This is a genomic window from Paenibacillus sp. JGP012, from assembly GCF_014203995.1.
Taxonomy (GTDB): Bacteria; Bacillota; Bacilli; order Paenibacillales; family Paenibacillaceae; genus Paenibacillus; species Paenibacillus silvae.
This window is the reverse complement of sequence record NZ_JACHKG010000020.1, coordinates 65,465-77,565: the sequence shown is the minus strand read 5'-3', so window position 1 is coordinate 77,565 and position 12,101 is coordinate 65,465. Positions and strand designations below refer to the sequence as shown.

At 49.1% G+C, this 12,101-nt stretch carries 9 protein-coding genes; 2 read left to right on the top strand and 7 right to left on the bottom strand.

Annotated features, from left to right (window positions below):
• Positions 1–120: 120 nt before the first annotated feature.
• The 7 genes from HNR77_RS21175 to abnA form a co-directional block, all read right to left on the bottom strand.
• On the bottom strand, positions 121–969 hold the full coding sequence (locus HNR77_RS21175) for an EcsC family protein (protein WP_111273702.1): 849 nt from the start codon (positions 967–969) through the stop codon (positions 121–123).
• Positions 970–1,582: 613 nt separating this feature from the next.
• Positions 1,583–2,563, bottom strand: coding sequence for a glycoside hydrolase family 43 protein (locus HNR77_RS21170; RefSeq protein WP_184188772.1), 981 nt, complete (start codon positions 2,561–2,563; stop codon positions 1,583–1,585).
• A 1,090-nt stretch (positions 2,564–3,653) separates the two neighbouring features.
• On the bottom strand, positions 3,654–5,063 hold the full coding sequence (locus tag HNR77_RS21165) for an arabinan endo-1,5-alpha-L-arabinosidase (RefSeq protein ID WP_184188885.1): 1,410 nt from the start codon (positions 5,061–5,063) through the stop codon (positions 3,654–3,656).
• A 173-nt stretch (positions 5,064–5,236) separates the two neighbouring features.
• The gene (locus HNR77_RS21160; protein ID WP_111268726.1) at positions 5,237–6,079 is read right to left on the bottom strand and encodes a carbohydrate ABC transporter permease; all 843 of its coding nucleotides are present in this window, start codon (positions 6,077–6,079) and stop codon (positions 5,237–5,239) included.
• Positions 6,080–6,106: 27 nt separating this feature from the next.
• The gene (locus HNR77_RS21155; RefSeq protein WP_111268725.1) at positions 6,107–6,997 is read right to left on the bottom strand and encodes a carbohydrate ABC transporter permease; all 891 of its coding nucleotides are present in this window, start codon (positions 6,995–6,997) and stop codon (positions 6,107–6,109) included.
• Between the two features lie 223 nt (positions 6,998–7,220).
• Entirely contained in the window at positions 7,221–8,573 is a 1,353-nt protein-coding gene (locus HNR77_RS21150) for an ABC transporter substrate-binding protein (RefSeq protein ID WP_184188769.1), read from the bottom strand.
• A gap of 139 nt (positions 8,574–8,712) precedes the next feature.
• A complete protein-coding gene (gene abnA, locus HNR77_RS21145) occupies positions 8,713–9,684 on the bottom strand; it encodes an arabinan endo-1,5-alpha-L-arabinosidase AbnA (protein ID WP_397367295.1) in 972 nt (323 codons plus the stop codon).
• A gap of 357 nt (positions 9,685–10,041) precedes the next feature.
• Between abnA and HNR77_RS21140 the strand changes: the two genes are divergently transcribed.
• A complete protein-coding gene (locus tag HNR77_RS21140) occupies positions 10,042–10,959 on the top strand; it encodes an ArsR/SmtB family transcription factor (RefSeq protein ID WP_184188764.1) in 918 nt (305 codons plus the stop codon).
• Positions 10,960–11,067: 108 nt separating this feature from the next.
• Positions 11,068–11,991 (top strand): helix-turn-helix transcriptional regulator, encoded by a 924-nt coding sequence (locus HNR77_RS21135; RefSeq protein ID WP_184188761.1) that lies wholly within the window; start codon positions 11,068–11,070, stop codon positions 11,989–11,991.
• The last annotated feature ends 110 nt before the right edge of the window (positions 11,992–12,101 follow it).

The window sequence follows — 12,101 nt, the reverse complement described above, 5'->3', positions numbered from 1 at the left end:
TGAATCATACAGAGCAGCAGGAGCCTTGACTATTGTGACGGGATATATCTATATCGTTAACCTGTTCAGACATTCGTATCTGTCCACATGAACATGTACCAAGCAACATCAGACTGTGATCTATTTTAAACGCTGTAGAATCAGACGTTTCTTGTACAGCATTTTACCTGCCTCAGCCACATCCTGGATCGTATTTTTGTTGCTGACTGAACCAAAAATCATACCCGCAACAGGCACCAGCTGGAACAGCTTTTTCCAACCAAAAGACTCACTATAGGAGTTAAACACCTCACGCCAGCCCTGCATTTGGGATACTACCTCTACCTGCTTATCCGGGTTGTCGTAATCCGCCAATTCTTCAAGAATGGCTTTTTTGCCCACAATATCAGCAGAAGAGAATTGCAGACATTTTACAATAAAGACGCGCTCCAGCGGATCATCGGGATCGTAACCATAACACAGCGCCATCTCCTGCAGCACTTTCAATGAAAGTCCCATAACGAGCGGAATGTCCGCTGCAATGGTGACGATACCTCCAAACCCCGTTGCGGCCCCTTGTGCTGCAGCGAACTTGCTGCGACTTTCGGTGATGCTGTCCGCCACACGGTCCAGTACCTCAAGCGGTATTTTATCCACACTATGAATTTGGGCAGTGTTCTCCGTTTCTGCATCCTGCTCTAATCGGTAAATGTAATCTGTTGTCATGGGGTAACCCGAGCGCTCGGTTTCCTCTTGCAAGAGCTTGGCTACTTTTTTCTTCTGTACAAGAAACTTGCCGCCTGTCTGCAGATACTGGCCCACCTCATTCAAGGCGTCACCAATCTTTTGTTTTAACGCCTTTGGCATCACTTTATCCAGCATGACAAACGGCAAACGCCCGATTTTATCCCAAATGAACAGATCCTTCTGTTCTTTCTCCCACTTTAAAATGTGTTCAAGTTCCCGATCCAGTGTCTCGCGTGATTCCATCTATGATCCTCCTAACAGGTTGTCATGGTATATCCCCAACATTGTACTCTACCTGGCTCACCCTTAGCTTATTATTCCGAAGTAACAACCGCATTGGTTGAGCTGGAGTTCGAGTTCGAGTTGGGGTTAGGGTTGGAGCATTCCCACACCTTCCCCAATCATTCTAACGATTTCAGATGAGCTTATTTAAGCTATATTGAGCGTTCTCACATTGTAACGATTCCCAGAAATCTTATTTTGCCGAAAACACAAGATAAACACCCATTTCCACATCAAATCCCCAAAATAAGGTTTCCTGAAATCGTTAGAAAATAAAAACGAGTAATATTGCCGAAATAGCGCTTCTGGAAATCGTTAGAAACGTGTACGGCTAAATTTGCGCTTCAAAGGTAATGGAGCTTAGCTTCAATTTATTTTCGATGTAATTGTATACGTTACTGCCCGACTTCGGTTGCTTTCTTGCTCTTGCTCAAAGCCTCCCTGATCCAAGCCTCCTGATTCAAGTTTTTGCTCGAATCTTGTTTCCCCCTCTTCCAGACATGATTAACAAAAAGAGCCTTTCGTTTAGCATGTTCTGCTAACAAAAGGCTCTTCCTCTGAGTTCTGCCTGGCGTTATTTCAACTCGGTTACGGCTTGACCATCAGGAACAGGAACGCCAAAGCTCGGCGTACCATCCTCATTCCAATGAATCACCTGAGCGCGAGCATGACGGTTTGGATCGTAGAGTGGATCACCCTCAATCTCTTTGTAGTTGCGCGCATGATAGATGAGAATATCCGTTTTGCCATCAGGTGAAATGGTAAAGCTGTTGTGTCCGGGGCCATACTGCCCATTCTCTTCACAAGTCTGGAACACAGGCTCAGGAGACTTCACCCAGCTTGCAGGGTCAAGCGGATTCGCATCTTCATCTGCGGTAAGCAGACCCATGCAGTAATGATGATCAGTAGCGCTGGCTGAATAGCTGATAAACAGGCGGCCATTGCGATGCAGCACGGCCGCGCCTTCATTGACTTTGAAGCCAATAATCTCCCAATCGTATTCCGGCGTAGAAATCATGACCTGTTCGCCGCGAAGCGTCCATGGATTTTCCATTTCGCTAATGTAAAGGTTGGAATTGCCGTCGATACTCGGGTCCTTCTGTGCCCAAACCAGATAACGCGTGCCTTTGTGCTCAAAGGTTGTAGCATCCAGCGCAAAGCTCTCCCATCTAGTTCGAATCTGGCCCTTTTCCACCCATTTTCCTTCAAGCGGATTAGCCGCAGCATTTTCCAGCACGTACATGCGATGATCGAACAGGCCGTCGTTTGTCTCGCTGGTATGGGCTGCTGCGAAGTATATGTACCATTTGCCATCAATAAAATGAATTTCCGGTGCCCAGATGTTCGCGCTCATCAGTCCTGTCTCGCGCTTCGTCCAGACGGTCACTGGCTCAGCTTCTCTCAAAGCCTCCAGCGTCTCGGCACGCCGGATTTCAATTCGGTCAAAAGCTGGCACAGAGGCGGAAAAATAATAGTATCCGTCCGTATGGCGGTACACCCACGGATCAGCACGCTGCTCCAGCATAGGATTGGTCAATGTCATGGTTTTGGTCATGGGAATGAACCCCTTTCATATGTGTGTGTATGGCTTGAATCTATGATGTGCTTGGCGAAAACATGGAGAGCAGGGTTAGAGGGGCACAGCGGACGTTCGTGGACGGCAGGGCCTTGGCGCTCTCCTTGTCCTCCGATTTCTTTTTTCACCGCTCCTGGCGGTGGAAATCGGATGCCAAACTCGCACACGCGGCTCCTTCCTCCCTCTCACTGCTGGTGCCCCCGCTGCTGCTAGCTCGTGATATTTTCGCTCGCTGGCACACATCGGGCTTCGAGCCATTAGGTTGGCTCGACAGCTTGTGACGTTGCCCCGCTTGGCCGGGTCAACTCTTTTCGCGCACGCGCTGGGCTGCCGCCTCTTGAGGCACAGCGGACGTTCGTGGACGGCTGGGCCTTGGCGCTCTCCTTGTCCTCCGATTTCTTTTTTCACCGCTCCTGGCGGTGGAAATCGGATGCCAAACTCGCACACGCGGCTCCTTCCTCCCTCTCACTGCTGGTGCCCCCGCTGCTGCTAGCTCGCGATATTTTCGCTCGCTGGCACACATCGGGCTTCGAGCCATTAGGTTGGCTCGACAGCTTGTGACGTTGCCCGGTTGACCGGGCCAACTCTTTTCGCGCACGCGCTGGGCTGCCGCCTCTTGAGGCACAGCAGGCGTTCGCGGGCGGCTGGGCCTTGGTGCTCTCTTTGTCCTCCGATTTCTTTCGTTCACCGCTCCCGGCGGTGGAAATCGGATGCCAAACTCGCACACGCGGCTCCTTCCTCCCTCTCACTGCTGGTGCCCCCGCTGCTGCTAGCTCGCGATATTTTCGCTCACTGGCACACATCGGGCTTCGAGCCATTAGGTTGGCTCGCCTGTTGTGACGTTGACCGCTTGGCCGGGTCAACTCTCCTCTCGCACCAGCACCGCTAACGCCCCGCGCTTGAACTGCAGCACGGCTCGCAATCCGCTCGCCAGCGCACATCGCTCGAATCCCGGCGATGCTTGTCTTGTCAGCGCACCCCGATTGGCGCCCCCAATCAGACGGTGCGTCTCGCGCTGCTCTCGCTTGTGCAGCGCGCCCCTCGCTGACCCTCATTCCGGGTCAGCGATCTACTCAGCTGCGCTGATTTGTTTGCCCCAGACCGCGCTGCCGCGGTCGTTCAGGCCGGTTACCACCAGCGCAGGCTGGCTCCGCTCCCAATCCCAGGATGGGAGCAGCCTTAGCTCTTCCGTGGAAGCGCCGCCCGCAGGGCTCTCCTTCCACGTCAGCGTTAACGTTTGCTTGCCATCAAACGTCCAGGTGCCTGAACCGTTCTCGCTTTCGATTTTACCTTTCGCGGTTAGCGTATAAGGCACTGCCTGCACCTGTCCATTCACAGCCGGATCAAGTGTCATGCCTTCCCAGGTTCCGGCAATCATCGACTCGGGAATATCCTGCGTTGTCTCACCCGCATAACGTTCCGGCGAGACGACAGGCCAGCCGTCCTTGGTCCACAGCATTTTACGCACATGCAGATACGGCCAGTTTTTGTCCGTCTCTCCCCGGGCATGGTGCACGATGTAATAATCATCGCCATCTTTCAGCACTGAATTATGTCCCGGGGCAACCCAGCCCTCCCCTTCGGTAAAACGGTATCCTCCCAAAATTTTAGTGCCGATCTCATACTGCGGCAAATGCTCCGTGTCTAACATGTTATTCCCGTTCATGTCCGTGTAAGGCCCTGTAATGGAATCGGCACGCGCTACACGTACGTTATAATCCTCGAACAGGGAATCATAAGAGACGAACAGATAATATTTTTGAAACTCAGGATTGTAGACAATATAGGGTCCCTCAACTGCGCCCTCTTCGGTCGCCCGATCTCTTGCGGCGATGCGGGTACCGTATCCCTCCTCCTTGAACTTGCCCGTATCCGGGTCAAGCGGTGCTATATAAATCCCGTCGAAAAATGAACCGTATACCATCCATGGGTTGCCCAAGGCATCAAGCACCGGATTGGCATCAATAGCATTCAGACCGTCCTTCTCCTGACCGGCCGTCTTCACCACCAGTCCCTCATCCTTCCAAGGTCCTTCCGGAGATTTGGAGGTCTGCAAGCCGATTGCAGACTGCGTGCTGCCAAAGCTGGAGGCCGAATAATACAATCGGTACGTATCTCCAGCCTTGATAATATCCGGTGCCCACAGGTTGGTCGCTCCCGTCCAGTCCAGCGCTTCCTTCGGAATGCCCGGCAGAGCCTGCCCCACCCATTTCCAGTGGATCAGGTCATCTGACTTGCGGACCATCACACCCGGTTTAGGCTCTCCTGCCACACGTACGTCCGTGGAATAGACGTAGTATCCTTGATCTGTTTTGATAATAGCCGGATCATGTGCATTGTTCACTGTCCATTTGGATTCATCGTCCAGAATAGAAAGATCGTACAGCTTCGTATCCTGCGGAGCCTCCGGAAAAACGGGTGGGTTCGCCGTATTCCCGCCATCTGCACAGCCTGTAACACCCATAAGCATCAGTAGCATGAATGCCACAACTCCCTTCTTCGCCTTGTGCGGCCTCTTTGCTTCTCTGCAATATCTCCATTCTTCTCGTGCTTCTCGTCTCTCCGACACTTTCAGCTCTTTTCGTTCGCGTGGTTCCTTCCGTTCCATCCATTCCTCCCATGCTCTCCACACTCTCCGTGCTTTCATCACCATCACCCTTTGACCCCTGAAATCGCCACCGACTCAATAATTTGCTTCTGGAAGATCAGAAAGATAATCAGAACAGGCAGCAAAGCAACGATCGATGCAGCCATAATAAGCGGATAGTCCGTTTGTATCGCATATGTCGCGTTAAAGTTCGCAATAACGAGCTGGAGTGTCTGCTTTTCCGGTGAATTCAAATAAATAATCGGTGCCAAATAATCGTTCCAGATGCCCATAAACCACAGAATCAGCTGTGCAGCCACGGCCGGTTTGATCAGCGGAAATGTAATGCTGGAATATAGGCGGAAGTAAGAGCTTCCGTCAATCTTCGCAGCTTCAATGATTGCATCCGGTACACTGAGCAGATATTGCCGCAGGAAAAAGATCATAATCACGTTCCCGAACAACCCTGGAACAATGAGCGGCAGCAAGGTGTCCACCCAGCCGAGCTTGGAGAACATCATGAATTGCGGAATCATCACCGTTGGATATGGAATCATCATGGACGCCAGCAAAGCGAGAAACAGTTTGTTTTTATGCGGAAATCTCAGCTTGGCAAAAGCAAATGCAGCGAGACTCGACGTAAATGTGCCGACCACCGTCACACTGAGTGCTACAATAAGACTGTTTTTGATGCCGCTGAGCAGCGGCCCCGCTTCCCAAATCTCTTTATATTTACCAAACTGGAATACTTCCGGAATCCATACCGGCGGCAGCGCGAATACATCCTGCTTCTCCTTGAGCGAGGTGGACAGCATCCAGAGCAAAGGTGCAATCATCGCAATCGCACCGATGGACAGAACGATAAATATAATGGAGTTTGTTACCTTCCTTCTTTGACTGTAAGACATCTCCCGTTCAGCTCCTCTCCTCGCCCATTAATCCCCGTCGTAGGCTGATCTTTCGTTTAATTTGAATTGCACAAGCGTAATGACAAAGATAAACAATCCTAGAATCATGGCCATCGCTGACGCGTAACCCATCTGCAGGTTGCTGAACGCCTTTTGCCAGATGTAAAACACAATCGAAGCCGATGCATATTCAGGTCCGCCTGTAGGCGTCATAATGTTCATCTCGGTAAAAATCTGTGAACCCCCGATAATATTGGTCACCACGAGGAAAAAAGTAACAGGCTTCACCATCGGCCAGGTGATATTGCGAAAAATCTGAAATCCGTTGGCGCCGTCCAGCTCTGCGGCCTCGTAATACGTGCGGGATACACTTTGCAGTGCTGCCAGATATAACAGCATCGTGTAGCCAAGACCTTTCCAGACGGTCATGATAATCAAGGCCGGTTTGACCGTATCTTTGTTTGCCAGCCAGTTCGGACCTTTAATGCCAAACAGGTCGAGGAACTGGTTTACCAGACCATAGTCTCCGTTGTACGCCCAGTTCCACATGATGGATACAGCCGCCAGAGAAGAGATAACCGGTATGTAGTAGATCACACGAAATGTTGTAGTCCCCGGAATTTTACGATTCAGTCCCATCGCCAGCAGTAGCGCAAGCAGCAAACCAATCGGAATGCCGAGCATCAGGTAAAACGTATTAAACATCGCCTTGTAAAAAAGATCATCGGTCAGCAAATCCTTGAAATTGGCCAGCCCGATAAAGTTCATCTGCCCAAGTCCGTCCCAATCCGTGAACGAACCATAGAGCGAGTAGAGGAACGGGAACAACACAAAAATCAGAAGCCCCAGTAGAGGCGGCAAAATAAACAAGTATCCATACATCATCTCTTTGCGATACAAACTTGATTTCGTATTCACGTGTTCACCCCTGTTTCTAAGATCAGCATGTGGCATACATCGACTGGCCTTTTTGAATCCTGGCTTCTGCTCTGTTCCGGTCAATACATGCCACATGCCCGTATGGAATCTGGCGATAAAATTAAACTAAACGTTTACAGCGTTCAATTTGTATCTTCTAAGAAGCAAATGATGCCAGCAGCATCGGTTCAGGCTGCTGGCATCCTCTTTGTTTCCTATATATCTATTTCTGGGATTTTTTCTCCTGCTCCACTGCTTTATCCAGCAGCTTCTGCATTTTCGGTTGCTGCTGCTTCACATAATCTGCGGCAGTCATCTTGCCATCCAGTACCGGCTGAATGTCGGTAAAGAACATGTCATACCATTCCGCGTTATACGTGTAGTTGCCCGGCAACGCACGTCCGTAGTCTTTTACGATATCGATGAATTCCTGTTTGTTCTCCGGCTTCGTAGAGGTGTCTTTAGCCCACTCATCGGCCATATCAAGCAAATTCGGAATCTGAACTTTCGCGTCTACCAGTTGTTTCATGCCATCTTTCGAAGCTGTGAGGTAGTTCACCAGCTCAGCCGCCTCTTCCGGGTGCTTGGTTTTTGCGGATACTCCGATGCCCAGCGAACCGATCCATGTTGCCGATTTACCAGTCGATCCCGCCGGGAAAGGCAGCAAATCATAATCGAACGGAAGCTTTTCGAAGGTACTCATATCCCACGGACCTACAGGGAAGAAGGCCATCTCGCCTTTCATCCAGCGCTGATACGTATCGAGCGTTTGTGCTTCTTCAATGGAAGGTGTGATGTTGTACTTGTTCTGCATATCCGCAAAAAATTGCAGCGCTTCTGCGAATTTCGGATCATCAATCGTTACTTTGGTTTTGCTCTCATCCAGCCAGTCAGCCCCGTTGCTCCATACAAAAGCTTGCAGTGCCCACTGTACGTTAAATCCTGTACCGAACACATCCGGTTTGCCGTCACCATTGGTATCCTTGGTTGCCTGCTGGTTCACCTTGATGAACTCTTCCCATGTATACGGCTTATCCTTATCCGGGAAGGGAATGCCTTCTTTTTCAAAAAGAGTCTTGTTATATCCCAGTGCAAACGGCCCGACATCCTTAGGCATGCCATAAAGATCGCCTTGTCCTGCCATCTTGCCATCATAACGATACAGATCAATTCCATACTTCCAGATATTATCCAGATTGATATCCTTGTTTTTCTCAATATAAGGTGTCAGATTCATCAGCACATTGCTGTTTACGTAAGCCTTCATATCACCTGGTGCGAAATAAAATACGTCAGGCATGCTGTTGCCTGTAATCGCTGCGCGAAGCTTGGTTGCATACTGATCAGCAGCGGTCACAATGATCTTTACTTTGACGCCAGGGTGCTCTTCTTCAAATTTCTTCACGACCGCCTGATACGCTTTCTGCTCGTCCGTTCCTCCGCGGAACATAAACGTCAGCTCTTTATCCCCGCTTCCTGAACCTGAGCCACCGCTTCCCCCTCCGCAGCCTGCCAGCACCAGTGCAGTAACCAGCATTAGCAGCATAGACGTGATCCAACTCTTTCTCTTGACCATATGAACCCCTCCTGATCTGGACTTGTAAACGTATTCATGATGATGAATCAGCTTTTCTGTTGTTAAATTTATCAAATCCAGATCCATTTAGTCAATACTTTCTTAAAACATTTTATATTTATTTAAAATAAATGACATACTAATAGGTCGGCCACCCGTTTGCGTCCCAAAGCAGATCGTTAATCAACAATTTGGGATTTCCATTATCCGTTGCATCATAAGCATGGCGTACGATGAGATTGCCGTTAACCACGTCCTGCCCGCCCGGGCCTTTCCATCTCACATTGCCTGCATCCAAAATCGTACCGCCGCCGTTCATCATATTTACGCCGTTTTTATCGACATAAGGTCCTGTGATGCTGGTCGAGCGTCCATAGACCATTTTGTAGGTGCTGTTCACACCTTTACAGCAGGAATCAATGGAAGCAAACAAATAATAATACCCGTTGCGATACGTGATACTTGGTGCTTCAATCGCGCCCCCGTTATTGGGACGTGCTGCAATGGAAGAGATGCTGCCTGTCGGTTTCATCGTATTTTTGTCCAGCTTCACAATCTTCAGACCACTCCAGAACGACCCGAAAGCAAGCCACGGATTGCCAGAAGCATCAATGACCAGCTCCGGATCAATGGCGTTGTAATTATTTGATGTTGTGGATTGCAGCACAAGCCCCTCATCCTTCCATTGCCCTGCGCCAACACTGTTTGCGGATGCAAGCCCGATCGCAGACCTGTTCGAGCCAAAGGTCGAGATGGAGTAATACAGCCACACCTTGCCGTTGTATCGCTGCACGTCAGGTGCCCACACGTCCAGATTGGCCTGTGCCGGAACAGCAGTATTCCACCAGGAGGGCTCACTCAAAAAAATCTGTGGTACACGGTACCACGATGTTCCGTTATCCGATTTCAGCACCTGAATACCCGGGCCGGTGGAGAAGGTGTACCATGAATTGCCCTCTTTGATGATGGATGGATCATGAACAGCGATGTCTCCTGTCAGATTCCAGAACGCGGCTAACGCCCTGAACTGTCCTGCAAGCACCAGCACCAATACAAGCAATGCCGGCAGTGCCCAACGTCTTTTTGTTGAACGTTGTAAGCCTCTCAAAATCTTCTTTAAGCTGAATTTCTCCATAACACAACGCCGCCTCTCCTGATAAAATGGTTGCTTTGGTTCATGAAGTATTAAATCAATTTAAGTATAATAGGATTATAAAAGCGGTTACATGACAATTCAATGGTATATTTCAAATATACATAAATTAATTCAAAGTTTTATTTCAACGAATATGGAACATATTCATGGGATATGTTTTATTTTAGCTACGTATACACAGGAGACTTGAGTCTTTCCCGGGCTCTTTCTTTCCAGCATGTAATGATTTATAATTATCTGAAATAAAACAGTCAAATGTGCAAAAGTCTGCGTAAATAGGCTTTGTTCAGAACGGGGAAAGGACATCCACCTATGATTTATATTAAAGATCTGATGTCAGGTGTGAACATTTTCAAAGCTCTCAGTTCCGAAATTCGCATTCAGATTATCGAGCTGCTGGCCAAAAACCAAAGTCTTAATCTGAATGACCTCGCAACCAAGCTCGGACTTAGTAACGGTGCAATTACAATGCATATCAAAAAGCTTGAGGAGAGCGGATTAATCGAGATTAATACGGCGGTTGGCAAACATGGCATCCAGAAGATCTGTTACCTTAACGAGGAAAAATTAATGGTCGATCTGCGCTCGCAGGAGATTCACAATCGGTATGAGGTCGAGATTCAGGTCGGGCATTACAGCGATTATCAGGCAGCGCCTACGTGCGGCATTGCAACGAAAGACAGCATTATCGGGGAATTCGATGACCCACGTTATTTTGCCGACCCGCTTCGGATTGATGCGGAGATGATCTGGCTGGCGGAAGGTTATCTGGAATATCGTATTCCTAACTATCTCAAGCCTAATCAGACGTTTAACGAAATCCAGCTGTCTATGGAGCTCGGCTCTGAGGCCCCTGGTTTCTGTGATAACTATCCGTCCGATATTTACTTCTATATCAATGGCAAAGAGATCGGGCTCTGGACAAGTCCAGGCGATTTTGGCGATACACGCGGCACGTTTAATCCAGACTGGTGGCCTCCGCATCTGAATCAATACGGCATGCTGAAGCTCATTCGTATTACGAAGGAAGGCAGCTATATCGACGGATGCCGGATTTCGGACGTCACGCTGGATGATATCGGACTGGATTACAAAAGTGATATCCATTTTCGGATCGCGGTCACTGACGGCCCTGTGAATAAACGAGGCCTGACCATTTTCGGCAAAAGCTTTGGCAACTACGGTCAAGGTCTGCTGGCACGGGTGTTATATAACGTACAGGAGGACTAAGCTTCTAAACGATCTATCATACATGTTCCCTTTTAGAGAAGGGGATCAGGAATGCCGGTACAACAGTGATTGGAAGGTTGAAGAAAAGGAATAACGGGTGGGATTCTTTTGAAACTGGAACGGTTAGTCTCGATCATCTATAAGCTGCTGAATCATGAGGTATTGTCTGCCTCTAAACTTGCGGAGGAATATCAGGTGTCGCCCAGAACGATCTATCGGGATATAGACGTCCTCTGTGCGGCGGGCTTCCCGGTCGTTTCTCATCAGGGAATGAACGGCGGATATGGCATGATGGACGGTTATAAAATGGATAAGAGCCTGCTCGGTTCGTATGACGTACATGCGTTGATTACCGTGCTTACCAGTCTCTCTACCGTTTTTCATGATGTGCGTGCCCAAGGCACGATTGAACGTTTGCAGACGATTGGTGATCAGCATCAGAAACCAAGCTTGACTGTAGACCTTGATACCCATCGTATAGAGCCAGACTCCCTACCGTATCTTCGTGCGGGAATTATACAGCATCAGACGGTACAATTTGATTATATTAATGCAAAAAACGAGCGGTCCACCAGGGAACTGGAGCCTCTTCGACTCCAATATAAATATCGCAGCTGGTATGTATATGGATATTGCAGAAGCCGGCAGGATTATCGGGAATTCCGGCTGTCGCGGATGTTTCATTTACATCTGACAAACCGTTCTTTTAAACCCCGCATGATCCCCGCTGATGAAGCTTCTTCCTCCCCTACTGACTCACAGGATTCCATGACGGATGTGGTGTTTCGGGTGTACCCAGACGCACTCGCAGAGGCTATGGATCATTTCCAGCAGGCAGACAAACAATTTCATGAGGATGGGAGCATGACGATGCGTATTCAGATTCATCGGCCGCTCCACGCTCCGTGGTTATGGTCGTTCCTGCTCAGCCTGGGGAGTGGTGCAGAGGTGCTTGAACCTGCAGCACTGAGGGATATTCTGGAGACAAAACTGCGAAATGCACTGAAACGTTATAACCAGGTTGATATGTGAAATGTGGATAACGCTGGTAGTCCCTGCTCGGTTAGTTTGATCTCACAAAACCTTCGTGGATCAGTAGATTATGTTTGATATAAGCTTAGTAGATCCTGTTCCATGCAAGC

Excerpts from the sequence above, each read along its gene's own strand:
- HNR77_RS21175 (WP_111273702.1), bottom strand. The coding sequence starts at position 969 with ATGGAATCACGCGAGACACTGGATCGGGAACTTGAACACATTTTAAAG.
- HNR77_RS21170 (WP_184188772.1), bottom strand. The coding sequence starts at position 2,563 with ATGACCAAAACCATGACATTGACCAATCCTATGCTGGAGCAGCGTGCT.
- HNR77_RS21165 (WP_184188885.1), bottom strand. The coding sequence starts at position 5,063 with ATGCTACTGATGCTTATGGGTGTTACAGGCTGTGCAGATGGCGGGAAT.
- HNR77_RS21160 (WP_111268726.1), bottom strand. The coding sequence starts at position 6,079 with ATGTCTTACAGTCAAAGAAGGAAGGTAACAAACTCCATTATATTTATC.
- HNR77_RS21150 (WP_184188769.1), bottom strand. The coding sequence starts at position 8,573 with ATGGTCAAGAGAAAGAGTTGGATCACGTCTATGCTGCTAATGCTGGTT.
- HNR77_RS21140 (WP_184188764.1), top strand. The coding sequence starts at position 10,042 with ATGATTTATATTAAAGATCTGATGTCAGGTGTGAACATTTTCAAAGCT.